Raw genomic sequence first — 25678 nt, forward strand, 5'->3', positions numbered from 1 at the left:
AATGGGAGAAAAACATCCTCAAAGAATAAAGACTAATATGAAACAAATCAGCCTGTTACTTACCTCCTTTTTGATCGGTACCATGGTGATTGCGCAAACACCCAACGACATTGCCATAATTCCCCAGCCGGTGAGCCTCGAAAAAAAGAGCGCCCGGTTCGTGCTTTCGAGCCAAACCAAAGTTGCCGCCGATGCTAAAAATGTCGATGTGCAACGGGTTGTACGGTTATTTACCGACAAAGTAAAAACCGCTACTGGTTTTACGCTTGCCGCCGCGGCCCCTGGCGTTAAAGCCAATGCCATTAGTTTTACCCTTAACAAAACAGCCGATAAGGCTATTGGTAAAGAAGGGTACATTTTAGATGTAACAGCCACCGGTGTTCAGGTGACCGCTAATGATGCGGCCGGTTTGTTTTACGGCGTTCAAACCCTTATACAATTATTACCTAAAGAAATAGAAAGTCAAACGGTGGTGAAAAAGGCCAGCTGGGTTATTCCTGGTGTGCATATTACCGACTACCCCCGTTTTGCCTGGCGTGGTTTGATGTTCGATGTATCGCGTCACTTCTTTACCAAACAAGAAGTGAAGGATTATATCGATGATATGGTTAAGTACAAATACAATTTACTGCACTTACACCTTACCGATGACCAGGGCTGGCGTATTGAAATAAAATCGCTGCCTAAATTAACGGAGGTAGGCGCCTGGCGCGTAGAAAAAACCGGAACGTTTGGTACGTTTACGCCGCCTGCAGAAAATGAACCACGCACCTATGGTGGTTTTTATACCCAGGAAGATATTAAAGAGCTGGTAAAATATGCGGCAGACCGTTTTGTGAATATTCTTCCCGAAGTAGATGTGCCTGGCCATAGCATGGCGGTAGTGGCTTCGTACCCCGAACTGTCTTGTACGCCCGGGACCTATCGCGTAAACTCAGGTGAAAAATTCATGCAATGGGGCGAGGGTACATTTTCGGCACTGGTTGATAATACCCTGTGCCCGGCCAATGAAAAAGTATATGAAGCGCTTGATAAAGTGTTCACCGAAGTGGCCCAGCTTTTTCCCTTTGAGTACATTCATATGGGCGGCGACGAATGCGCCAAAAACTTTTGGGAGAAAAGCGATGCTATTAAAGCCCTGATGCAAAAGGAGAACCTGAAGGATATGCATGAAGTGCAAAGCTATTTTGTAAAGCGGGTTGAAAAGATCATTGAGTCGAAAGGAAAAAAGATGCTGGGTTGGGATGAAATTTTAGAAGGCGGCCTGGCGCCCAATGCGGCCGTAATGAGCTGGCGTGGTTCAAAGGGTGGGGCAGAAGCTGCTAAAATGCAACATGAAGTGGTAATGAGCCCCAATAATAATGTGTATATCGATTTGATGCAGGGCGATGGTGTAATTGAGCCACCGGTGTACAAATCGGTTCGGTTGACCAACTCTTATGAGTTTGAGCCGGTGCCCGAAGGAGTAGATCCTAAATATATCAAGGGCGGTCAGGCGAACTTATGGACAGAACAGGTTTACAATATGCGTCATGCGCAATATATGACCTGGCCTCGTGCTTTTGCGGTAGCTGAAAGTGTATGGTCGCCTAAGGAGAAAAAGAACTGGAACGACTTTATACGCCGTGTAGAGAATCATTTCACACGCTTTGATGTGGCAGAGATCAAATATGCCCCAAGCATGTATGAGCCTATATTCAATGCCAGCAAAGATGGCGAGCAACTGAAAGTAGAAATGAGCACTGAGGTGCAGGGGTTAGATATCTATTACAGTTTTGATAATTCATTCCCCGATCGTTTCTATCCCAAATATACACAGGCGTTAAAAGTGCCTGTTGATGCCGTGAGCCTGAAAGTGATCACCTATCGTGGCGCAGCGCCTGTTGGCAGAATGATCGTAATGCCGGTAGCGGAGTTGAAAAAGCGTGCAGAGAAGAAGAAGTAATTAGCTAATGTGCAAATGGAACGGCCCGATGAGCTTCGCTCTTCGGGCCGTTTGCTTTAAAATAAAATAGGAACGCCGGCCGTACTTGTTTAATCCTTCACGTGTACATAGGCGTTCCCCTGGCAAGAAAGAATTCAAATATTTTTATAAGGAAGGGTAGAGATCGGGTTAATGTTGCGACAATATGCAAAGGGGTTATGTCTCTTTCGATAATTAACGTTCGGGCTTTTCATTTTAATGGCAAAATATTTTTTGTTGTAATATTTAAGGTCGTGATCCTGCTGCCATTTTGTTTTCAAACCTCACATGATCTTATAGGCTTTTAAACAGCTTTTTCCTGCGCCCGGTTAGTCCCTCTGCTACATTATCTATTCTTTAACATGCTTACTAAACTGAAGGCGCAACGTATTTATTGCGTGAACTGTCAATTAAAATACGATCATCGACCCTGCATAACAAGGTGATGATTAACCGCTAAGCAAGCGATGGTGGTTCCTGCACGTAAAGAATAAATAGTTTAGGGTTTAATCAATCATTTCTAAAAAGGTCCCAGTAAAACGCCTGGGACCTTTTTGTAGAAATTATGTCTCAAGGTGAAGAATGTTTCTGAATGTTGAGTGGGGTTTATGGTTTTCTTAACAGGAATAATATGGGCGGCGGCCCATTAGGCACAAATAATGATAATGAGATAATGTGATAATTAGCTAATGTGCTAATGGAAATCACAAAGGCAGTATAGAACTAAGAATTTTCAAAATAGGTAAGTTAAGGGGTATTATCATCACAAGGGCCTTTCCGAAATTCGGGAAGGCCTTTCTCTTTAAAATACTGACTACAATCATAAATTCCCCGGAAACCACTAAAGCGGGGATGGCGGATAACAAAAAAGCGCTCCCGTTTTGCGGGGGCGCCTTTTTGATAATGTATAACCTATTTATTTTGAGAAGCGGGTAATATTAAAGACCCATTTTCTTTTTCAGGTTAGCATCGATGGCATCGAGGAATTCTTCAGTATACAGGAAGTGTTTTCCGTGTTCTACTTTATTTCCGTGGATACAAACGGCCAAATCTTTAGTCATTTTACCGCTTTCAACTGTTTCTATACAGGTAGACTCTAATGTGTTGCAGAAGTCGATAAGGGCCTGGTTACCGTCGAGCTTTCCACGGAAAGCCAAACCTCTCGTCCATGCAAAGATAGAAGCGATAGGGTTGGTGCTGGTTGGTTTACCCTTTTGGTGATCGCGATAGTGACGGGTTACAGTACCGTGGGCAGCTTCAGCTTCCATGGTCTTACCATCAGGAGTGATCAGAACAGAGGTCATTAAACCCAGTGAACCAAAACCTTGTGCTACAGTGTCGCTTTGAACGTCGCCATCGTAGTTTTTACAAGCCCAAACAAAATTGCCATTCCATTTCAGGGCGCTGGCAACCATGTCATCGATCAAACGGTGCTCGTATACGATACCGGCTTGTTCGAAAGCTTGTTTAAATTCGTTTTGATAAATGTCTTCGAAGATGTCTTTGAAACGACCGTCGTATTTTTTAAGAATGGTGTTCTTGGTGCTGAGGTACAAAGGCCATTTTTTAGCGAGGGCCATGTTGAAGCAGCTGCGGGCAAAACCGATGATGCTTTCGTCGGTGTTGTACATGGTCATAGCCACACCGTCGCCTTTGAAGTTGTATACTTCAAAAGTTTGCGGTTCGCCACCACCTTCGGGAGTGAAGGTCATAGTGAGTTTGCCTTTTCCTTTGATCACTGTATCGGTAGCGCGATACTGATCGCCAAAGGCGTGACGGCCAACGATGATGGGTGCTGTCCAGTTGGTAACCAAACGGGGGATATTGTTGATCACAATTGGCTCACGGAATACAGTACCATCAAGAATGTTACGAATGGTACCGTTAGGGCTCTTCCACATTTGTTTCAGGGAGAACTCTTTTACGCGGGCTTCGTCGGGTGTAATGGTAGCACATTTGATCCCAACACCATACTGTTTGATAGCATTGGCGGCATCAATTGTAACCTGGTCATTGGTTTGGTCGCGGTATTCAACACCCAGGTCGAAGTATTTAATATCGACGTTAACGTAAGGGAGGATGAGTTTATCCTTGATGAACTTCCAGATAATGCGTGTCATTTCATCGCCATCCAGTTCTACAACAGGATTCTGTACATTGATTTTTTGTGCCATAAATGCTTGTTTTTGCCTTCAAATAAGGGTGCAAACCTACAGCAGAATGGCCAAATGTGCAAAAGGCTTTTTAGCTGCCCAACCGATTGATCGTATGTTGTTTTTCCATTGCTTGCTACATAGATGTACCTAAAAAACGGAGGCTCCCGGCGAAACACCAACTATTAATTGTTGATAAAACATAACTTGCAGTATGGTTGCTATATTACAGAAGTATATAGACCAATTTATTGACCTTCCGGCTGAAGAACTGGAAGCCCTGATTAATTCCATAGAAGTAAGATCGGTAGATAAAAAGGTTCGTTTAACCGATGTAAACGAAACCGAAAAGCATTTGTATTTTGTTATAAAAGGGCTTGCCAGAAAGTTTTTCTACAAGGGAAAGGAAGAGGTTATTACCCAAATTGCCAAAGAAGGGGAGCTGATCTCTTCTTCTGTATCGTATTTTTCGGGAGTTCCTTCCAGCTATGTGGTTGAAACCATTGAGCCAACCACTTTTTATTCACTTCACCACGACAGAGCAGAACAGCTTTATAGCCGATATCCGAAATTGGAACGTTTGAGCAGGTTGATCATCACCGAATTGTTTTTGCAGAAAGAGGTTTGGGAGCTTGAACGTATAAGGTTTAGTACCAAAGAGCGTTTTTTGCGTTTTATGACCGATAATCCTGATCTATTTCAACGAGTGCCACAAAAATACCTGGCCTCGTACCTGAACATAAAACCTGAAACATTCAGCCGGTTAAAGCATTTACTGAGGTCGAAAAAGGGCTCAGATGCTCCGTATCTTAAATGATGCTTATTTATGGGGGAAAAAAATATTGCAGCCCGGGAATGTTATGAGCAATTGCTGGTTCACCTTAAGCGATTTTCACCAATTAGTCGTGAATCGGTTGAGAAACTAATACCTTATCTGGAGATCCGCCGTTTCGAAAAAAAGAAGAAACTGGTTAACCAGGGCGAATTGGAGGATTACCTGAACATTGTTATAAAAGGTCTTGTTCGCAAATACGTTCCCTCATCCATCAGGGGCGAAGTAACCCTGCAACTGGCCACCGAAGGCCATTTTATTCAATCAGAAATTTCCTTTCACCACCGCGCTCCATCCGAAGTGGTCGTTCAAACCCTGGAGCCTACAGTACTGATCTCAATACGACACGACCGTTTACAGGAGGCATTTGAAATGATACCTGAATTTGAAGTAATGGGCCGCGCCATTATTATGGAAATGTTCATTAAAAAAGATGCCCGCTATTTCGATCAGCTGAAAACCCCCACCCGCGATCGCTTTCTCGAATACATCAATAACCACCCTGAAATGCTTATGCGGGTGCCGCAAAAGGTACTTGCTAGCTACCTTAATATTAAACCGGAGACCTTTTCCAGGCTAAAACACTTACTGCTACAAAAGAAATAGTTTTTAGTTTTAAGTTCTTGGTTTTTTGTACAGGAGCTTATGTAGTTAACTTAAAACTTAAAACTAAGAACTCAATAACTCATAAGTTCACTACAAGGATCGGAATATTCAACACATGCCGTACCGAGTTAATTGTTTCTCCATACAACAGATCCTTTATTCCACTGTGGCGGTGAGCGCCAATTACCAGCATATCGGCTTGTGATTCATTTATAATTCTTATTATTTCTCCCGCACGGTTCACAAAACCCAAATGACTGGTGGCGGTAAGCCCCTGTTCATGTAATTGTGTTACATACAATTGTAAACGCGCTTCGTCGGCCCGCGTCTCGTAATCGTCGCTTTCTTTACCCAACAACCGGGCCGATGGGCTTTCAACCACATGTATCAGCAGGTATTCGGCATTGCCTTGTCCCTGCCCAATGGCGTGGGCCAGTAACTTATCGTCGTGCTCGCCAAAATCCAAAGCGACGGCTATTTTTTTATATGCAGGAATGGTAAGTTTTTGAAGGCCTTCCATATGCGGATGCATTTGAATGGAGGCGTTTTTCGATTTGCTGAAAACAGGGTAGAAGATGATATACGCCAGCAATGCCAGGAAACCGACGCCACCAGCAATGATCAATACCTTCCAGAACATGCTCGATGATTGGGCAAAGAATGAACCGGCTTCATTTACCAGCATACGAAGGTTTAGGTATACCAGAATGGCTGTCACCAACCAGGCAATGGCCTGTACCCAGGGTTTTATGGCAAAAGCACCCATGGTCTTTTTGTCGCTAACAAAATGTATCAAGGGAATAATGGCAAAACCCAGTTGCATACTAAGTATCACCTGGCTTAACACCAGTAAGGCATCTACTTCTTTTTCGCCGGCAATGGCTATTACGAGTATAGCGGGCACAATGGCCAGCAAACGTGTAAGCATACGTCGCATCCAGGGATTGATGCGTAAGCGCAGGTAACCTTCCATTACTATTTGCCCGGCCAGGGTTCCGGTAACGGTAGAACTTTGTCCGGCCGCAATAAGCGCTACTGCAAATAACACCGGTGCTACCGATGAGCCCAATAACCCCGATAGCAATTGATGCGCTTGTTTTATCTCCGCTACTTCAACCATTCCCTTTTTAAAGAAGGTGGTTGCGGCAAGAACCAGTATAGCCGCATTTACCAAAAAGGCCACATTTAGGGCTATTGCCGAATCAATAAAACTCCATTTAAGCGCCTGTTTAATGCCTTCTTTGGTTTTGGCAATTTTACGGGTTTGCACAAGTGCCGAGTGCAAATACAAATTGTGTGGCATTACGGTGGCACCAATAATGCCAATGGCAATATATAATGCCTGTTCGTTTGGCAGGGTAGGTACAAGGCCGGTAGCCATTTCTCCAAAATTAGGTTTGGCTATAATTATCTCTACCAGGAACGATAGGCCTACAATAGCAACCAGTGCAATAATAAACGCTTCCATTTTACGAATACCTAGCCGTTGCAGGAACAACAATAAAAAGGTATCGAGCACGGTAATGCTTACGCCCCAAATAAGCGGTAAACCAGTTAACAGATTAATACCAATGGCCATACCTAATACTTCGGCCAGATCGGTGGCGGCAATGGCAATTTCGGCCAGTATATACAGCAGAAAGTTTATAGAGCGGGGATAGGTTTCGCGGTTAGCCTGTGCAAGATCGCGGCCACGAACAATGCCAAGCCGGGCGCTGAGGGTTTGTAAAAGCAGGGCCATGAGGTTGCTCATTAATAAAACCCAGATAAGGGAGTAACCGAAGCGGCTGCCACCGGCCAGATCGGTAGCCCAGTTACCGGGGTCCATATAACCTACGCTTACCAGGTAAGCGGGGCCAAAAAAAGCCAGCACACGTTTCCAGCCTATACCTTTTTTATTGATATCTACCGATTCATGTACTTCGCTCAACGAAGATTCCCCTTTAATTTTATTCATCATCATATTTCACAAATACGTTTTTTGCTACATGTTCACTAATAGTTACTGTCGACTGGTTCTTTATCTTCAGTTCGAGCGAATTATCGAAGGCGAACTTTTTCTTTACTTCCAGCCTGGTGCCAAGGGCAATATGTTTGTGGTTCAATAATTCAAGAATTTCTACCGATTGATCGCCAATACTACTTACTTCGGCTATTTGATTTACAGGCAGGTTTAGCAAATCAACCTGGCGGCTGATGGTATAGCGGCCCTGGCTATCGGGAATGGGGTCGCCATGGGGGTCGGTTTTAGGGAAGCCTAAAAATTCATCGAGTCTGTCGATCAGCTTTTTGCTGCTGATGTGTTCCAGTTCTTCGGCAATTTCATGCACTTCATCCCAGCCAAAACGCAGCTTTTCAACCAGAAAAAACTCCCACAACCGGTGTTTACGAATGATCTGCAGGGCTACTTTTCGTCCTTCCGTGTTCAGTTTAAAGCCCTTATATTTTTCATACAATAATAATTTTTGCGCTTTCAGCTTCTTCAGCATATCTGTCACCGATGCAGGCCGGGTTTGCATTTCACTGGCCACATCGTTGGTGGTAACAGTACCATGTATTTCCTGCAGGTGAAAGATGGCTTTCACGTAATTCTCTCTGCTGCTCGAATATTTGGGGACCATACTGGAGATTTCTGATTTACGATTTTGGGATTGATCTCAAAATCAGCAATTTCTTTCCTTATCTAAAATAAAATTTAGACAAATCTAAAAAATAAATAGCCTACTTCCAAGCAATGGGTTGTTAAATACCGCGTTGTTGTGGCATTAATTTTTAGGCAGGTGTGATTAGTTTTGCAAGTGGATTTGAATGCTTACTTTTATTCATCAACAGCCTTTTGGAACCTTTTATGAACAAGTACCTTTTAAGCGTAGGGTTAATTTTATTTTTATTTGCATGTAAAGACGATAAAAAAACTATACAAGCAGGTGAGATAGTTACAGCTGCAGATTTTGTTGCCTTTTATCCTGAAGTGGAACTTCCTTTTTCAGTAGCCGATACCAACCTGGTAAAAAAACAGAAAGACTCTAATGCCATTGACATTAAAACGTTCTCACAATTTATACCTGACAGCATTTGGCGAAAAGACTTTGGAAAGACCGCAACGCCAAAGTTCTATGCGCTTGGCCGGGCTGTAGAAAAAGAGAAAGAGAGTTATTTGTTCACTGCTGTAGTTGCCGGCGGCAAGCGGGTGGCTTACCTGGCTTGTTTTAGCAAGGATAATAAGTTTCTGCAGGCCATGCCGGTATTGAAGACGGGATTTGAAAATTACAGTTCGGCATATGGTGCGCTCGATGCAAAATTTCAGATCACAACTTACCACGATACAAAAAAAGCAGGCGGCGATCTGCTGTTCAAAAGGAACGTTTATTTCTACGACCGGAACGGGGATAATTTTACCCTTATTGTAACCGAACCAAATGAAGATATTATTCAGGATGTTTTCAACCCCATTGATACCCTGGCAGCCAGTCATAAATATTCGGGCGATTATGTAGAGAACGACAGAAACTTCGTTTCTATACGTGACGGAAAAAATGCTTCTGAAATAGTATTCTTTGTGCATTTTGAAAAAAACGGGGGTAAGTGTAATGGTGAGTTAAAAGGTTCTGCACGTTTTATTTCACCCACGGTGGCCCAGTTTACCAAAAGCGACAATCCCTGTGCATTGGAGTTTACCTTCAGCGGTAGTAAGGTGACTATGAAAGAAAAAGGAGGATGTGGGTCGTACCGTGATATTCAGTGTTTTTTTAACGGAAGCTACCCGAAAAAGAAAAAGAAGGCAGCTGATGAAAAGAAGTAGCTGATGTTACAGGCTAACATTCATTAGTTGTTAATTCCTTAATATAGCTGCATCGCCCAAGCCGGTGAATTTATAATTATACGTTATATTCGCCCCGTCTTTAGCATCTTTGTATATAACAGAACTATTGATTTATATATATTAGTTCTGTAAGCTTAAAATGAACAGTGTATATGAGTTTTACCAATTTTACAGTTCCTTATCAAATAGAAGGGAAGTACAGTAAACGAGTGGCCTATTTTTCAATGGAGTACGCAGTACATCAGCCATTGAAAATTTATAGTGGAGGTTTGGGTTTTTTATCTGGTTCGCATTTGCGCAGCGCATATGAGTTGCAACAAAATATGGTGGGCATTGGCATCTTGTGGAAGTATGGCTATTATGATCAGGCCCGTAACCAGGACCATTCCCTGCAGGTAACCTGGCTCGAAAAATATTATCATTTTTTAGAAGATACCGGTATTAAATTTCAAATAACCATTCACGATCACCTGGTGTGGGTGAAAGCGTATTATTTGAACCCGGAAACATTTAAAACAGCGCCGCTCTTTTTGCTGAGCACTGATTTGCCAGAGAATGATCATGTTTCACAAACCATTACGCATCGTTTATACGACGCCAACGTGGCAACCAAAGTAGCCCAGTTTATTTTATTGGGTGTTGGTGGCGCCAAGTTGATGGATGAAATAGGATTCAACCCCGACCTGTATCATTTGAACGAAGCGCATGCCGTATCATCAGTATTCTATTTATACAAGAAGTTCGGCAATAAGGTTGATGAAGTGAAGAAGCGCCTGGTGTTCACTACGCATACACCCGAAGAAGCAGGTAATGAAAAACATGATATTCACCTTTGTCATAAAATGAGTTACTTCTGCGGGTTAAGTCTCGATGAAGTACGTAAGCTCACAGGTATTCAGGACGATTTGTTCAACCACTCGCTGGTAGCTTTACGTTTTGCTCACCTGGCTAATGGTGTATCTAAATTGCATGGTGAAGTATCGCGCCAAATGTGGGGCAGGTATGAGAATATTTGTCCAATCATTTCAATAACCAACGCACAGAACTGGCGTTACTGGGCCGATAAACAATTGTATCGTGCTGCAGAAGAAGGTAACGATAGCTGGTGGGATGATCGCAAGAAATACCTTAAGCGCAGGGCATTTGAAATAGTGGCCGATCAAACCGGCAAATTGTTCAACCCGAATGTATTTACAATTGTATGGGCACGCCGCTTTGCCGGGTATAAAAGAGCGGAATTACTTACACGCGATAAAGCCCGCTTTGAAAAGTTATTAAGGAATACCAAATATCCCGTACAGATCATTTGGGCAGGTAAACCATACCCCATGGATTACCCCGCTATCAATGATTTTAATAACCTGATACATTTAAGCAAAGGCAATAAAAATATAGCTGTGCTTGTAGGTTATGAATTGGGATTATCAAAACGCCTGAAACAGGCGGCTGATATTTGGCTAAACAATCCACGCGTTCCACGCGAAGCTTCGGGTACCAGTGGTATGACGGCTGCTATGAACGGCGCCATCAACTTTAGTACCGACGATGGCTGGATACCTGAATTTATTGATCAGGGCCATAATGGTTTTGTTGTACCGAAAGCCGATTACGCCAAAATGAGCGTGCAGGACCAGGACCAATACGACCTTGATAAAATGTACGAAATGCTCGAAAAAGATGTTCTGCCTATGTATTACGAGCGTTACGATACCTGGCGTCAGATTGCCAAGAATGGAATGCGTGATGTGAGGTTTCAGTTCGATTCGGGCAGGATGGCGAATGAGTATTATGAGTTACTCTATAAGTAGTTGACTAGTTAACGAGTTGACTGGTTAACTAGTAGTTGACAGGTTGATAGAGTTGATGAAGGTAATAGAGTTGATATAGGTAATACAGAAAAGTAGTTTGTTAAAATAATCTTAAGGATCATCTGTTATGCAGGTGGTCCTTTTTTGTGAAAGGCCCTCGCGGAGACTCAGGCATGCATTTGCTCAGTGGGCTCAACAGAAAGCCTTTATCAACTTTATCAACATATCAACTTTTCAACTTCCTCGTCAACTTGTCAACTCGTCAACTCGTCAACTTATGCAATTTTCTCAAAACATGCATCTATTCATAAACAACAATACATGAAACGCATTTTAACCCTATTGATATTAACCTCACTGGCAGCCAGCACCCATGCCGGTGACGATAAGAACATTGTTAGCTCAACCCTGAAGTCGGCCATGGTATACCGCATTGGCGCCGAATTGGCGCATACGGCCAAGGCTTCACTACACCAGGGCAATAATGAATTAGTGATAGATAATATCAGCAACCGAATCGATGTAAACAGTTTGCAAATAGGCAGTAATGGCAATGTGACCATATTGTCGGTAGAGTTCTCAACCAATTTTTTGCGGCCCGAAGTAAAGCTGCCCGTTGTAAAAAAGCTGGAAGATTCGCTTGAGGCAGTGAATGAAGAAATAACCAGAGTACAGGTGATATTAAAGACGGACCAGGAATTATTAGACCTGTTAAAGGCCAACAAAGAAATTCGTGGCGATCAAAATGGGGTGAGCGTAGCTGAGCTAACAAAGATGATGGAGTATTATAAAACAAAAACGCTGGAGTTGCAGAATGAGATGAGCCGGTATAAAGAGAAAGAAAAAAAGTTACAAGCCATTACTGCTAAAATACACCAGCAGATAACAGAGGAAGAACAAAAGAACAGCAAGACCATTGGCAAATTGTTATTGCAGTTATATTGCCCGGTAGCAGGCCAGTACGATTTCACCATATCGTATGTAACGCCTGCTGCCAGTTGGAATCCCGCGTACGACCTGTGGGTGGAAAATATAAATAAACCGGTTGCACTGGCTTATAAAGCCAAACTGGCACAAAGCACAGGGCTCGACTGGGATAATGTGAAATTATCGTTATCTACTTCTGTACCATCACAACATAATAATGCGCCCGATGTTAAGGCCTGGTTTCTTGATTATGTTAATGCTTACAACAGCGTACCGGACGCGTTCAGTAATAGAATTGCCGGAGTGGCTGCTGCTCCTGCTCCTGCCATGGAAGAAGTTAGAGTGAGAGGCTATGCCAGCATTAAAGAATATAAGACGGATAGCCGGAGTGAAGAACCTATTTATGTAGTAAATGGTGCTGTTATTAGTAAAGATGAATTTAACAAGATAGATAAGAGGGCCATCAAAAGTATGGATGTATTAAAGGATGCATCATCGTTGGCAATATATGGTAGCCGGGCAGGCAATGGTGTTGTGGTTGTTACCACAAAACAAATGAACGATTATGTAGGCGTGAAAGATAATCAGTTGAATGTTGTATTTGAAATTGAACTGCCTTACGATGTGCCATCGAATGGTAAAGAGCAGAATGTTAGTCTGAAAGATTTTAAAATACCTGCGCAATTTAAATATTACAGCGCGCCGCGCTTAGATAAAGATGCCTACCTGTTGGGTGAAATAGTTGACTGGGAGGCATTGAACCTGTTACCGGGTGAGGCGAATATCATTTTTGAAGGTACATATATTGGTAAAACAAACATCGACGCCAACTCTGTACAGGATACTTTAAACCTTACGTTGGGCCGCGATAAAAGGGTAGTAGTGAACAGGGAAAGGCTGGCCGATTTCAGCAGCGTGAAATTCCTTGGTACCAATAAAAAACAGACACTGACATTTGAAATAACGGTTCGTAATAATAAGAAAGAAGCGGTTCAAATGGAGCTAAGAGATCAATATCCCGTTTCAACCAATAAGGACATTGAGGTAGAGTTACTGCAGCATGATGGCGCATCGGTAAATACGGAGACCGGTATCTTAACCTGGAAAATGCAATTAGCGCCGGGGGAAATAAAGAAATACCGCGTTAGCTACAGTGTGAAATACCCGAAGGATAAAGAAATAAACTTATAAAAAAAAGAGCCGCTTATTACAGAGCGGCTCTTTGCTTTTATTAAGGAACAATTTCAATTAGTTCTACATCGAAGATCAGCGCAGATCCTGCCTGTATCTTACCGGCATCCTGATCGCCATAAGCAAGTTCTGAAGGAATGAATAATTTCCACTTGCTGCCAACAGGCATTAATTGTAACGCTTCTGTCCAACCGGGAATTACCCTGCTTAAATAAAGGTTAATAGGTTCACCGCGTTCAACAGAGCTATCGAATACAGTACCGTCGATGAGGGTACCATGGTAATGTACTTTTACCTGGTCTTCGGCTTTTGGTTTGGGACCAGTACCTTCTTTTTCTATTTTATATTGCAGGCCGCTGGGCAAAGTAACCACGCCTGGTTTCTTTTTGTTTTCTGCCAACCATGCTTCGCCTGCTTTTTTATTTGGGCCGGCTTTGGCTTTTGCGGCAGACTGCATGTAGTTAACGATACAGCTGTTTACTTGTGCTTCGTTCATCAGTGGTTTGTCGGCTTTGGCATCAGAAAGCGCTTTTACCACTAATGTGTTATTTATGTCTTTTATGCCCTGGGCTTTGTAAAAACTGGCGATACTTAAGCCAATGGCATAACTAAATGAATCGACTGAATTTTTCAAAGCGGGGGCAGCAGGTGCTGCGGTAGTAGTCGTTTTCTTAGGCGCAGCTGCAACCGGCTTTTTTTTAGCTGGAGCCTGGGCCAGCATTACAGTGGCTGGTAAACTGGCTAAAGCCAACAGCACATATTTTTTCATTATATAAATTTTAGGCACCAAAAGTAAGTGAATGAATTGAATTCACCAGTAGGTGAAAGAAACGAATTCACCGGGGGATTATTGCCGTACGCACTGGCTTTAACGGTACTGTCGGCCATTTTAGCAGGTTGGGGTGTCAGGTGTTTATACCGATGCTCATAGGGCTGATTGGTAACAATGGCCAGTATATCTTTTTCAAGTGAGGTTACCGGTGATTCTACCATCCGGCCTACTTCGCGCTGATCTTCAAATATCAACAGGGTAGGCACCCTACGAATGTTCAAACCCTGTTCTTCATGCTGCGGGCTTTGTTTATAGGCGGTATCGCTGTTATTTAAATTGATTAGCTGTATTTGTGTTGGTTTTACCCGGCAGTAATCGAGGATCTTGTAAATACGGGGTACTTCGCGGCGGCTATCGCCACACCAGGTGCCCATAAACAAAAGGAAACGTTTATTGCGAAGTAGTGGTTTTACCTGGATGGCCGTGGTGCTGTCAACAACATAGCTGTCGTAGTTTTTAGTGTACCAGGTATCGAAGGGCGCTTGCGCAAGTCGTTCGCGATCGGTTTTACCAAGCAATATAAGGTTGCCTTTTTTGTCGGTGGCTGTAACATTAACGGGATGTGATTGCTGGTTGGCTAGTTTGGGTGTGCAGGAAATGAATATAAAAAATAAGGTGGCTATCGCTGTTATATAAGTGGTGTTCATTTGATGTAGTTGTATGTGGTTAGAATAGAATGCCTGTGCATAATGATTATGTTGCAGCGCATACTGTGCATAACAGTGCATCTGCCCACAATCATTGATGCAGGACAATAAATAGATGGCCAGGCTGCTCTTGCAGCTTGTATTACGTTCTAGATGTTCAGCGTTAGGCGTTCAGCCTTTTCCGGGGAGGTTGAAATATAGCAGGAGGGTGAAGCTCAGGAACGACTTCAGTATAAGCCATTTCATGTTTTACAGGCGTGGCGGGTGATTGCCAGCTTTGTGCCTGTTCATGAAACAATGTTATCTCAACTGTTTTTTCTTTTAATGTTGCGGCTGTTTGTTGTGTGGTATCGGTGTTCTTATCGAGTAGTTGCTGAATACAATCACATCGGGTTGACGTGTATAGCGAGGCAAAGCGACACTGCCAATAGCTTACCAGTTTGCCATATTGAAGGGCAAAAAAGGCGGTAAGGCATATGATGGCGGTCAGTGAACGCACGCAATTTGATTAGTTAGCGAAAAAATACTAATAATACTGATAACTCTCTAATTTTGCCCTCTTCAATTTTAACATATTTTATGAGTGCATATATTAAACCTTTGGAAATTCGCTGGTCTGATCTTGACCCCAACTTTCATGTGCGGCATTCCGTATATTATGATTTTGGGGCTTTTATACGGATTGCTTTTTTGAACGAGCATGGATTAACGCCGGCTTTTATGTTAAAGCATCAGTTTGGACCCATCATTTTCAGGGAAGAATGTGTTTTTAAGCGGGAAATAAGAATGGGCGAACAATTAACTATCGATGTGCAGTTATTTAAATCACGGCCCGATCATTCACGATGGACCATTCAACATCGTATAATGAAAAATGGCAATGAGGTTGCTGCCATTATAACTGTTGATGGCGCCTGGATGGATGTGGTGCAGCGCAAACTCACGGTTCCGCCCGATACGGTAAAACATGTATTTGAGAAAATGCCTAAGGCTGAGCAGTTTGTGTGGGATTAAATTACCATTAGACTTAACAACTTTTTACGATTTAACACGTTATTTTAGCTGAATTATTTAACGAATATCTCTATGAAACGAATAGTTTTACCCCTTTTACTGTTAACCGGTGTTGCATCATTTGGTCAAAGCAGCCTTTTGAAAAAAGCAAGCAGTGTTCTGAATAAGGCTAAGAGTGGCACTGGTACTACTTCATTAAGCAATGATGATATTGTGGCCGGTTTAAAAGAAGCATTATCTGTAGGCGCAAAGAACAGCGCTAATAAATTGTCGTCGGTTGACGGATTTTTCGCTAATGCCGCCATTAAAGTATTGATGCCGCCCGAAGCAAAGAAAGTAGAAACTGCTTTACGTACTGCTGGTATGGGCAAGCTGGTTGATAACGCTATTTTGTCTATGAACCGTGCCGCCGAAGAGGCCAGCAAATCTGCCGCGCCTATTTTCGTGAATGCTATTACAAGCATGAGCTTTACAGATGCATTGAATATTTTAAAAGGAAGCGATACTGCTGCTACCGGTTACCTGCGTGGTAAAACTGTAGCTGCTCTTACAAGCGCCTTCCGCCCTGTGATAGATACTGCTTTATCGAAAACAGCAGCTACTTCATACTGGAAAACAGTGTTTGATGCTTACAATAAGCTTCCAACTACTTTTAATAAAATTAATCCTGACCTGGCTGGTTATGTTACAGAGAAGTCATTGAGCGGTATGTTTTATCAGGTTGCTCAGGAAGAACAAAAGATCCGCAAAGATCCTGCTGCCCGTGTTACTGATATCCTGAAGAAGGTGTTCGGCAGTTAATTTTCCCTCGTCTGCTTGGAGATTTATTATAAATTGCACCCCGACAAACGTCGGGGTTGTTTTTTTATAATACTACAGTCACATGATCTCAAGAACGCTTTCTCTATACAAGAATGCTTATAGTGGATTGTCTCCTTCAATTTGGTGGCTGTCGTTTATTATGTTAGTAAACCGCAGCGGCACCATGGTATTGCCATTTATGACCATATATCTTACTACCGCCAAGGGGTATAGTATTGGTAAGGCTGGCTTTGTTATGGCATTGTTTGGCCTGGGTGCAGTTACCGGCGCCTTTTTGGGTGGAAAGCTTACCGATCGTATAGGGTTTCACAAAGTACAATTGATCACGTTGCTGGGTGGTGGTGTTTTGTTTATGGTGTTAGGGCAAATGCAAACCTACCCATTGATCTGTTTATTCACCTTTTTGCTAAGTATGGTGAATGATGCATTTAGGCCGGCCAACTCAACAGCTATTGTTGCTTATAGTAAAGAAAATACCCGTACCCGTTCGTATGCGCTGCACCGGTTGGCCATTAACCTTGGCTGGGCAGTAGGCAGCGCCATTGGCGGTATACTGGCTGCAAAAAGTTATCAATTGCTGTTTTGGGTTGACGGGGCTACCAATATTATGGCTGCTTTACTGCTGGTTTATTTGTTGCACCCTAAGAAACAACCGAAGCAGGAAAAGAAAAAAACGGTTGCCGATCCTTTGCATTCGCCATACCGCGATAAAATATACCTGTGGTTCATTTTGCTCACCATTTTATTTGCCTCCTGCTTTTTTCAGCTGTTCACTAACCTTAATGCCTACTACAAAATTGAATGTCATTTTAACGAACAATTCATTGGGTTAATAGGTGCATTGAATGGCGTAATGATCGCCATCATTGAAATGGTGTTGGTGTTTAAGCTGGAAGGCCGGCGGTCGAATTTATTTTATATTACCCGCGGAACTTTGCTGGTAGGTACAGCCTATTTTATGCTGAACATCTTTCACATTACTCATGCCCTGGCATTGCTGATGATGCTGGTGATGACCATGGGAGAGATTCTCGTTCTGCCTTTTATGAATACCTTTTGGACAGCTCGCAGCGCCGATCACAATCGGGGTCAGTATGCGGGGTTATATACCATTGCATGGTCAATAGCTCAAACGGGCGGTCCCTTTCTGGCATCACAACTGGCCGAACGCGCCGGGTTTGATACCCTTTGGTGGGTATTAGGTGGAATGAGTGTTATTACTGCTATTGGATTTATGTGGTTGAAACGAAAATTGGAAGTATAGATTACCTTCGCGCCATGCATTCTCCCGAAAAATTCGACATGTTCCGTAACCGGCTCACCAAAGTGTACCGGCATATTGGTAAACAGGCAAGGCGCCAGGGCATCACCTGTTATCGCATTTATGATCACGATTTGCCTGAGTTTGCGCTTTGTATTGAACGCTATGGCGATAATCTTTACCTGGCCGAATACAAACGGAAATTTGAAATGGCTGAAGCTGAACACGAAGCCTGGCTGGAAGAATGCATTGTACTGATCTGCGATGTGCTGCAAATGCCGGTAGAGAATGTGTTCATTAAGGAACGTCAACGTAAACCGGGCCGGCTGGGCCAATATCAGCGGGTGGCAGAGGAAGGTGCCAACTTTGTAGTGGAAGAAGCCGGATTGAAATTTAAAGTGAACCTAAGCGATTACCTCGATACAGGATTGTTCCTCGATCACCGTATTACCCGGGGAATGGTGCGTGATGAAGCAAAAGATAAACGGGTGTTGAACCTGTTCTGTTATACCGGTTCATTTTCAGTATACGCTGCAGCAGGCGGCGCTGCCGACGTTACTTCGGTTGACCTGTCGAAAACCTACCTGCAATGGGCCGAAGAAAATATGCGGCTGAATGATTTCTTCAATGAAAAGAAACATCATTTTATACATGCCGATGTAAAACAATACCTCGATACATTGGCGCCCGCTTCTTTTGATCTGGTGGTGATGGACCCGCCTACATTCAGTAACAGCAAACGCATGAAAGATTTTCTCGACATTCAACGCGATCATGCCGAACTGTTGAATAAGACGCTGCAGGCATTGGCGCCCGGTGGCGTTGTTTATTTCAGCACCAACTATCGAAAGTTTGAGCTAAACAACGAAATGATCAATACCCCAGATATAAAAGATATTACACGGGCCACCACGCCCTTCGATTTTGAAGGAAAACTCTTTAGGTACTGCTTCAAACTAAAAAAGTAATACATGGAAAAGCCTCCGTACAGAATAGCCGGAGGCTTTTTTATTTATCATAAGTCTCGAATTGAAGCCCTTGTCAACTTGTCAACTATCTTATTTGTCCTCTTACTAAACCTGCCCCATGACGGCGTGAGTGTGCATTTACATACATAGGGTCTTTTGTTAGCTGGTTATAAAGGGCATCTGTAAGCGGGTCCGAAACTTTCACTACGCCAAAATCGCTTAGGCTACTGCAAAGAAATATAAGTGGCGATCCGTTTGCTCCCTTTGCGCCAGGGTGAATGTGTGATACCGTTAGTGTGTCGTTGCTTTCAAGATTATTAACGGTAACTACTGAATACAGCACTTTATCGCTGGTTAGGCGCAGTATGGCTTTACCGGTTGCAGTGGTAGTGACCTGAGGAACTTCCTCGGAGCCAAGCAATGTGATGTCCTGGGCAAGGACAACTGTTTTATCAAGCTGGCCACGCGCCAAACCAGCGGGCGCCTGTGTTGAATGCACATTTACATACACGGGTTTTCCCAACAACGTGTCTATTTGCCCCTGCCGTAAGTTAGTTACGATGCCGCTTGTTCCCGCCCCGGTAAAGGTGGGATTGAAGGGAATAAAGATGGCGCCTGAAGTACCCGCATCACCAATATGAATATGGGCATTGGTCAGGGCATCGCTGGGCGACAGGTTATGTATGTGTAAATCGAACTTTAAAGAATTGTCTGAGAACAGTTCGATGGTAGCTTCGCCTTCTTCATCTCTATTGGCAGGTGCAGGCACTTCATAGATCGATTTTATTTCTACCGTCCATCTTTTAACCGTTGACGGACCATCGTCTTTATCGTGTTCACAGCTTTGAATACCGATAGCAAGCAATACAATGCAGGCTACCTTTGCAGGCAGTAATCGTATCATAAATAATGTTTTGAATAGGTTTTGTAAAGTATACGACCTTATTGGCAGGCAGGTTGCCCGAACATAAAAAAGGGGGCACAGCGTAGCTGTGACCCCTAACTAAGAACTTAAAACTAAGAACTAAGAACTATTGAAGCGGAATATCTCTTTTCAACATCTCATTTCTATTGGCCATTTCCCAGGCGGTATAAAATACCAGCTGTGCTCTTTTAGCCATTTGTTTATAGTCGATCTTATCGGGCGTGTCGCTGGGTTGATGGTAGTCTTTATGCGTACCATTGAAGTAGAAAATGATAGGCACGCCTTTACGGGCAAAATTATAATGGTCGCTGCGGTAATAAATACGTTCGGGGTCCTTGGGTGAATTGTATTTATAGTCAAGCTCCAGTTTGGTGTATTTTTTATTCATGGCCTCGCTGATGGGGCGAAGGTCTGAGCTTAGTTTATCATCACCTACCACATATACATAATTGGTGCTGTCACCCGTTGTACGTTTTGGATCGGTACGGCCAATCATATCAATGTTCAGGTCAACCGTTGTTTTTTCGAGTGGGTAAACCGGATGATCGCTGTAGTATTCTGAACCCCATAAGCCTTTTTCTTCACCAGAAACGGTCATGAATACAATTGAGCGGCGTGGGCCTTTACCGGCTGCTTTTGCTTTTGTAAACGCTTCTGCCAGTTCAATTACGCTTACGGTCCCTGAGCCATCATCATCGGCGCCATAGTATATTACTGAGTCGCCACGTTTGCCCAGGTGATCGTAGTGTGCGGTAATAAATACGAATTCGTCTTTTTTGTCGCTGCCTTCTAAAAAGCCGATCACATTGGTGCTTGATAATTCATTTACGCTCTTTTTAAAGTCGAGCTTTACGTTTGCCGTATACGTTTTGGGTGTTGGATTACCGTTTTTAAGTGCTTCTTTTACCGCGTCAAAATCAGCACCTATAATGGCTTTTGCTATGTCTTCAGAAATTGAATATGAGTTAAGATTGATATTCGGCTTATATGCTTCTGTATAAAGCGGTCCTTTTACATAGGGCGCGCCACGGCGAATGATATTATTTTGTACCAGTAATACTGCAGCGGCGCCGTTCTTTTGTGCTTCTCTTACTATTAAAAAAGGACTGGTACGAAAATGTGATCCGGAGCTGGTACCACCAGTTGAAGTGGCCTGCGTTGGCATTACCAACACAATTTTACCCTGTACGTTAATGGGTTTAAAATCGTTGCGGGTACTATCGTTTATACCGTATCCTACATAAACAACCTCGCTGCTGAGCAGGGTACTTGAGCTGGCTGCACTTAAGTTCACAAAAAAATCCTTGCTTCCATCAAAGCGTTTACCGTTCACTTCTATTGTAGCTTCTACCAGCGAATCCTGGTACACGGGAAAGCCAAGCTGAAAATTACCATTGTTGCCAGGTGTCAGTCCTAATGCTTTGAACTGGTCCTCAATATAAGCAGCTGCTTTGCGCTGGCCTTCGGTTGTTGTTTCGCGGCCCTGCATTTCTTTGCCTGCTACAATGTACAGGTGTTTCTTTAGATCGTCGGGGGTGATGGTGGTGGCAAATGGCCTGGGGTCGGCAATTTTTTGTGCCGAAGCCGCTGTAGAGGCGGCCATAGCCATTACCAGGAGCATCCTTCTCATAGTATGTCTTTTGTTGAAGGTCAAAAATAACCGAGTTGCGAATATAAAAAAATTACATAGTGTGAGTGGTGAATCGTGAATGGTGAGTGGATACAGGGGGGTGTTGCATGTTACAGGTTTCAGGTTGCAGGGTAAAGACATCGAACCGGAAGCTTTTTGCATTTCCCTGTAACCTGAAACTTGTAACAGCGGCTAAATATTAATAAGCTGGCGCTTTGTACTAGGCTTCATATTCACTGAGCTCCAGCCAGCGAAGCTCTTTTTCATCGAGTAAATTGGTGATTTCGCTTATACGTACCGATAACTGCTGCAATTGATCAAAGGGCAGCGAGCCATCGTTCATTTTTTCTGTTATGGTTTCCTTTTCTTTTTCAAGGTTGGCAATATCCTGTTGAATTTGTTCAAATTCTCTTTTCTCCTTGTAAGTCAACTTCCGTTTTTCTTCTTTAACGGGTGCTGCCACTACTTCCTGCTTTACAGGTTTTACCTCTGTTTTTTCCTCTTCTTCTTTTTCCTTTAACCATATCCGGTACTGTGAATAGTTGCCAGGAAAATCACGGATCATACCTTCACCTTCAAATACAAATAAGTGATCAACCAGGCGGTCCATAAAATACCGGTCGTGCGAAACAATAAGTAAGCAACCGGGATAGTCGCTCAGGAAATTCTCCAGCACGCCCAGGGTAGGAAGGTCAAGGTCGTTGGTAGGCTCATCAAGGATCAAAAAGTTGGGGTTGCGGAAAAGAATAGATAATAAATGCAACCGTCTTTTTTCACCACCGCTCAGTTTAGAAATATAGGTGTATTGTTGTTCTGGCGGAAACAGGAATAATTGTAGGAACTGCGCAGCGCTTAAAGCTCCACCACTTGCCAGGGGAAAACTTTCGGCTATATTTTTTACAAATTCAATTACCCGCATATCTTCTTTTATTACCAGGCCCTGTTGCGAGTAATTGCCAAACACCACAGTTTCACCAATGTTGATCTTGCCACTGTCGGCCGGTTCAAGCCCCTGCAGCATATTCAGGAAGGTAGATTTACCGGCGCCGTTTTTACCAACTACGCCAATGCGTTCTCCTTTTTTGAAGGTGTAATCAAAGCCTTTCGTTATAGGTTTATCGCCAAAGCTTTTATACACTTTTTTCAGTTCAATTACTTTGCCGCCAAGCCGGCTCATTTTCATTGATAATTCTAACTGGGCCTCTTCAATACGTTGTTTTGCTTTGGCTTCTACTTTATAAAAGTTATCCTGGCGGCTTTTGCTTTTTACAGTACGGGCCTTGGGTTGCTTACGCATCCATTCCAGTTCCTTGCGGTAGGTATTGCGGGCTTTATCTATGCTGGCTGCCTCGCTTTCCTGGCGGGCTGCTTTCTTTTCAATGTAATTCTGGTAATCACCTTTGTAAACAAACAGGTCGCTGCCATCCAGTTCCCAGATCTCATCACATACCGAATCTAAAAAATAGCGGTCGTGCGTAACCAGCAATAAGGTTACATTTTGCTGGTCGAGGTAGTTTTCGAGCCATTCCACCATTTCAATATCGAGGTGGTTGGTAGGCTCGTCCATGATCAGTAACACATGTTTATGTTCAAAACCAATATCAATGAGTGTTTTGGCCAGCGCCACCCGTTTGCGTTGACCGCCCGAAAGGGTGTTCACTGCCTGGTTCAGGTGGTGGATATTCAGTTTGGCCAGAATTTGCTTCACTTTGGCGTCAAAATCCCAGGCTCCCAAATCATCCATTTTTACAATGGCTTGGCTTAGTTTTTCGGGATCGCCTTCTTCACTTATGGCTTCAAATTCCCTGATGGCATTCATTACCGGGTGGTTATGAAAGAAGATATTATCGGCAATGGAGCCTCTTTCGTCAAATTGGGGATCCTGCTCAAACAGGGCAACGGTCACTTCTTTATTGATCCACGAAGTGCCGCTATCGGGTGTTTCTTTACCCGCCAATATCCGCAGCAGGGTACTTTTGCCACTGCCATTACGGGCTACCAACGCAATTTTGTCACCCTCTTCAACGTGAAAGGAAATATTCTCAAACAATGGTTTTACGCCAAACGACTTCGTGAGCGATTCTACGGATACATAATGCATGGCGCAAAGATAAGTTTTTAGTTCTCAGTTCTTAGTTCTCAGTTCACAGTTCTCCTTTTCGAGGATTGCCGATAATACTCAGCCAACTGCCCATTGTGAGTTGCCCCCTGGTTCGTAAATTACAATGATCAAACATGTACATTCTTAACCATATCATCCTCGTAGTGCTTTGGCTGCTGTTTGGCGTATTGCATAGTGTGCTGGCGGCGGAGTGGTTTAAGCGCCTTATGCAGCGCCGGCTGGGCAGCAGGTATAAATATTATCCTTTTACTTATTCGGTTTTCGCGGCGCTTACCCTTAGTGGCATTTTGATTTTTCAACTAAACATACAAAGCCATTTGTTATATGTTGCCCCGCGTTGGGTGAATATATTGTTATGGCTGCCGGTGCTTGCCGGTTTATTGATCATGGCCGTGGTGATAAAGAAGTATTTCTTTTCGCTTAGCGGCATCAGCGTTTTTTACAAACATCAGCCACCGGTGGTGCTGGAGCAGGGTGGTTTGAACCGGTACGTTCGGCACCCATTGTATTTTGGCACCCTGTTGTTTGTTTGGGCCTTGTTCTTTGTTTTTCCTTATGTAAGCAACCTGCTGGCCTGTATTATGATTACGTTATATACCATAACAGGTGCGATACTTGAAGAAAAGAAGCTGGTAAAACAATTTGGGGAACAGTACATTTTATACAAAAGGCAGGTCCCAATGTTAATACCCCGATTTTAACTTGCCTTACCAGTTAACTCGTAAACCTGTTAACTCGTTAACTTTCCCTCCACTTAATGTTACAGCCTATACTTGGTTTTTGATCGGCCGGCACAGGCTTACCTGCAATAAGGTGGTCAAGCGCATTGCGAATATCGGCGCCCGTAACCGGTTTTTCGTTTCCGGGGCGGCTATCATCGAGCTGACCACGGTATGCCAGCAACAGGTTGTTATCGAAAATAAAGAAGTCGGGCGTACAGGCCGCCTGGTATGCTTTGGCTACTTCCTGGGTAGCATCGTATAAATAGGGGAAGGGGTAATGTAATTCTTCTGCTACCTGCTTCATTTGTTCAGGACCATCCTGCGGGTAACCGGCTACGTCATTAGAGCTGATGGCAATAAAGCCAACGCCTTTGTCTTTATAGTCGTTGCCTAATTGTACAAGTGCTGCGTTTACATGTTTTACAAACGGACAATGATTACAAATGAACATGATCACTGTAGCCGTTGTGCCTTTTAATGTTTGCAGCGACAGATTGTTACCGCTTACTGTATCGGGTAAGGTAAAATCGAAGGCTGGTTTTCCCAGTGGTGTCATTACAGATGGTGTACGAGCCATATTTGAAGCAAAGTTTTATTAAAGATAACACTACTTCCCGTACCGGTACATTAACCAGCAAATGGTGGCGGTAATGATCAGCATTACCACCCATTTGTATTTATCCCACAAATGGCGTTGCTTTTTTTGTAGCAGCGCCTGTTCTATAGTTGATTGAGCCGTAGTATCGTCACCAGCCACCTGCATAAGCAGTTCCGCAACAGGTATATAGAATTTCTTTGGTAAAGGCTGGGCCGAGGTGAGAATGCTTTGTATGATCTGGTGATTAATGGCTGTATTATGCTGTTCGTGCAAAATACCTATAGCATTGGGTGTTAACAGCTCCCTAATGTGCAGGCTTACCGCATCGTACCGAAGATGAAAGATGTTCATGGATGCAACATATTGTTGTAATACGCGGCATTCCTGTAAAATGTTAGCCGGGGTAAGTGGTGCACTGGCGAATGGCTTTCCTGTACTGCGAACATACCAGCGCTGGTAGTGATAGGCTTCCCGTTTTTTGGGATCGCTTAAAACCTTGTATGCTTCCTGTATTTCGCGAAACCGGGCTGTAGCTATATTACTGCCGTCGTTTTTATCGGGGTGATATTGTTGGGCCAATCGCCTGAAAGCACGTTTGATCTCCTGCAGGGATGCGGTAGTTGGGAGTTCCAGGATTTTATAGTAGTCTTTTATATTGTTCATTTAATTCAATAGTCATGAAAAGGCAATCGGCAATCGGCAATATTGGCAATCGTGAAACGGCAAACGTGAAACGTGAAAAGGGGCGCTCAAATTCGAGGCTTGCGTTGTCCCGGCAATTGGCAATAATTTTCAGGCTGTGCAAGATCGTTTATTAATTATAAAGTTCGCGAG

The 25678-nt window shown here is 43.4% G+C and carries 22 protein-coding genes; 11 read left to right on the plus strand and 11 right to left on the minus strand.

The window, feature by feature from the left end:
• The first annotated feature begins 37 nt into the window (after nt 1–37).
• Nucleotides 38–1945, plus strand: coding sequence for a beta-N-acetylhexosaminidase (locus tag GGD38_RS28495; RefSeq protein ID WP_375302857.1), 1908 nt, complete (start codon nt 38–40; stop codon nt 1943–1945).
• 956 nt (nt 1946–2901) lie between these two features.
• On the opposite strand, the gene GGD38_RS28500 is transcribed toward GGD38_RS28495, so the two are convergent.
• Entirely contained in the window at nt 2902–4137 is a 1236-nt protein-coding gene (locus GGD38_RS28500; RefSeq protein WP_375302856.1) for an isocitrate dehydrogenase (NADP(+)), read from the minus strand.
• Between the two features lie 193 nt (nt 4138–4330).
• On the opposite strand from GGD38_RS28500, the gene GGD38_RS28505 reads away from it, so the two are divergent.
• Both GGD38_RS28505 and GGD38_RS28510 read left to right on the plus strand, forming a co-directional pair.
• Nucleotides 4331–4933, plus strand: a complete 603-nt coding sequence (locus tag GGD38_RS28505; protein WP_375302855.1) for a Crp/Fnr family transcriptional regulator — start codon at nt 4331–4333, stop codon at nt 4931–4933.
• A gap of 9 nt (nt 4934–4942) precedes the next feature.
• Entirely contained in the window at nt 4943–5554 is a 612-nt protein-coding gene (locus GGD38_RS28510; protein WP_375302854.1) for a Crp/Fnr family transcriptional regulator, read from the plus strand.
• Nucleotides 5555–5633: 79 nt separating this feature from the next.
• On the opposite strand, the gene GGD38_RS28515 is transcribed toward GGD38_RS28510, so the two are convergent.
• Nucleotides 5634–7517, minus strand: coding sequence for an Nramp family divalent metal transporter (locus GGD38_RS28515; protein ID WP_375302853.1), 1884 nt, complete (start codon nt 7515–7517; stop codon nt 5634–5636).
• The gene (locus GGD38_RS28520) at nt 7504–8175 is read right to left on the minus strand and encodes a metal-dependent transcriptional regulator (RefSeq protein WP_375302852.1); all 672 of its coding nucleotides are present in this window, start codon (nt 8173–8175) and stop codon (nt 7504–7506) included. Before GGD38_RS28520 ends, GGD38_RS28515 begins: the two co-directional genes overlap by 14 nt.
• A gap of 227 nt (nt 8176–8402) precedes the next feature.
• Between GGD38_RS28520 and GGD38_RS28525 the strand changes: the two genes are divergently transcribed.
• The 3 genes from GGD38_RS28525 to GGD38_RS28535 all read left to right on the plus strand — a co-directional run bounded on the left by GGD38_RS28525 (nt 8403) and on the right by GGD38_RS28535 (nt 13303).
• The gene (locus GGD38_RS28525; RefSeq protein ID WP_375302851.1) at nt 8403–9356 is read left to right on the plus strand and encodes a hypothetical protein; all 954 of its coding nucleotides are present in this window, start codon (nt 8403–8405) and stop codon (nt 9354–9356) included.
• 173 nt (nt 9357–9529) lie between these two features.
• Nucleotides 9530–11185 (plus strand): alpha-glucan family phosphorylase, encoded by a 1656-nt coding sequence (gene glgP, locus GGD38_RS28530; protein WP_375302850.1) that lies wholly within the window; start codon nt 9530–9532, stop codon nt 11183–11185.
• A gap of 321 nt (nt 11186–11506) precedes the next feature.
• A complete protein-coding gene (locus GGD38_RS28535) occupies nt 11507–13303 on the plus strand; it encodes a DUF4139 domain-containing protein (protein ID WP_375302849.1) in 1797 nt (598 codons plus the stop codon).
• Between the two features lie 40 nt (nt 13304–13343).
• Here GGD38_RS28535 and GGD38_RS28540 read toward each other — a convergent pair whose 3' ends face one another.
• The 3 genes from GGD38_RS28540 to GGD38_RS28550 form a co-directional block, all read right to left on the minus strand.
• A complete protein-coding gene (locus GGD38_RS28540) occupies nt 13344–14072 on the minus strand; it encodes an FKBP-type peptidyl-prolyl cis-trans isomerase (protein WP_375302848.1) in 729 nt (242 codons plus the stop codon).
• A complete protein-coding gene (locus GGD38_RS28545; protein ID WP_375302847.1) occupies nt 14072–14782 on the minus strand; it encodes a thioredoxin family protein in 711 nt (236 codons plus the stop codon). The genes GGD38_RS28540 and GGD38_RS28545 overlap by 1 nt, the downstream gene beginning before the upstream one ends.
• A gap of 163 nt (nt 14783–14945) precedes the next feature.
• The gene (locus GGD38_RS28550) at nt 14946–15281 is read right to left on the minus strand and encodes a hypothetical protein (RefSeq protein ID WP_375302846.1); all 336 of its coding nucleotides are present in this window, start codon (nt 15279–15281) and stop codon (nt 14946–14948) included.
• A gap of 80 nt (nt 15282–15361) precedes the next feature.
• On the opposite strand from GGD38_RS28550, the gene GGD38_RS28555 reads away from it, so the two are divergent.
• The 4 genes from GGD38_RS28555 to GGD38_RS28570 all read left to right on the plus strand — a co-directional run bounded on the left by GGD38_RS28555 (nt 15362) and on the right by GGD38_RS28570 (nt 18847).
• On the plus strand, nt 15362–15796 hold the full coding sequence (locus GGD38_RS28555; protein WP_375302845.1) for an acyl-CoA thioesterase: 435 nt from the start codon (nt 15362–15364) through the stop codon (nt 15794–15796).
• 72 nt (nt 15797–15868) lie between these two features.
• Nucleotides 15869–16597 carry a DUF4197 domain-containing protein gene (locus GGD38_RS28560; RefSeq protein WP_375302844.1) on the plus strand — a complete coding sequence of 243 codons (729 nt, stop codon included), beginning with the start codon at nt 15869–15871 and terminating at the stop codon, nt 16595–16597.
• A gap of 82 nt (nt 16598–16679) precedes the next feature.
• Nucleotides 16680–17882: an MFS transporter gene (locus tag GGD38_RS28565; RefSeq protein WP_375302843.1), complete on the plus strand. Its 1203-nt coding sequence runs from the start codon at nt 16680–16682 to the stop codon at nt 17880–17882.
• Nucleotides 17883–17896: 14 nt separating this feature from the next.
• Nucleotides 17897–18847, plus strand: a complete 951-nt coding sequence (locus GGD38_RS28570; protein WP_375302842.1) for a class I SAM-dependent methyltransferase — start codon at nt 17897–17899, stop codon at nt 18845–18847.
• A gap of 85 nt (nt 18848–18932) precedes the next feature.
• Here GGD38_RS28570 and GGD38_RS28575 read toward each other — a convergent pair whose 3' ends face one another.
• From GGD38_RS28575 to GGD38_RS28585, 3 genes are all read right to left on the minus strand, one after another.
• On the minus strand, nt 18933–19751 hold the full coding sequence (locus GGD38_RS28575; RefSeq protein WP_375302841.1) for a CHRD domain-containing protein: 819 nt from the start codon (nt 19749–19751) through the stop codon (nt 18933–18935).
• A gap of 127 nt (nt 19752–19878) precedes the next feature.
• Complete coding sequence (locus GGD38_RS28580) at nt 19879–21402, minus strand: M28 family peptidase (protein WP_375302840.1); 1524 nt, start codon at nt 21400–21402, stop codon at nt 19879–19881.
• Nucleotides 21403–21622: 220 nt separating this feature from the next.
• Nucleotides 21623–23503 carry an ABC-F family ATP-binding cassette domain-containing protein gene (locus GGD38_RS28585; protein ID WP_375302839.1) on the minus strand — a complete coding sequence of 627 codons (1881 nt, stop codon included), beginning with the start codon at nt 23501–23503 and terminating at the stop codon, nt 21623–21625.
• 134 nt (nt 23504–23637) lie between these two features.
• Here GGD38_RS28585 and GGD38_RS28590 point away from each other — a divergent pair, with 134 nt between their 5' ends.
• Complete coding sequence (locus GGD38_RS28590) at nt 23638–24225, plus strand: methyltransferase family protein (RefSeq protein ID WP_375302838.1); 588 nt, start codon at nt 23638–23640, stop codon at nt 24223–24225.
• Between the two features lie 37 nt (nt 24226–24262).
• Here the strand turns inward: GGD38_RS28590 and GGD38_RS28595 are convergent, their stop codons facing one another.
• Nucleotides 24263–24823 carry a thioredoxin family protein gene (locus GGD38_RS28595; RefSeq protein WP_375302837.1) on the minus strand — a complete coding sequence of 187 codons (561 nt, stop codon included), beginning with the start codon at nt 24821–24823 and terminating at the stop codon, nt 24263–24265.
• A gap of 30 nt (nt 24824–24853) precedes the next feature.
• Complete coding sequence (locus tag GGD38_RS28600) at nt 24854–25507, minus strand: DnaJ domain-containing protein (RefSeq protein WP_375302836.1); 654 nt, start codon at nt 25505–25507, stop codon at nt 24854–24856.
• Nucleotides 25508–25678: the final 171 nt, after the last annotated feature.

The sequence above is a fragment of the Niastella sp. OAS944 genome (genome assembly GCA_024809215.1).
GTDB lineage: Bacteria > Bacteroidota > Bacteroidia > Chitinophagales > Chitinophagaceae > Niastella.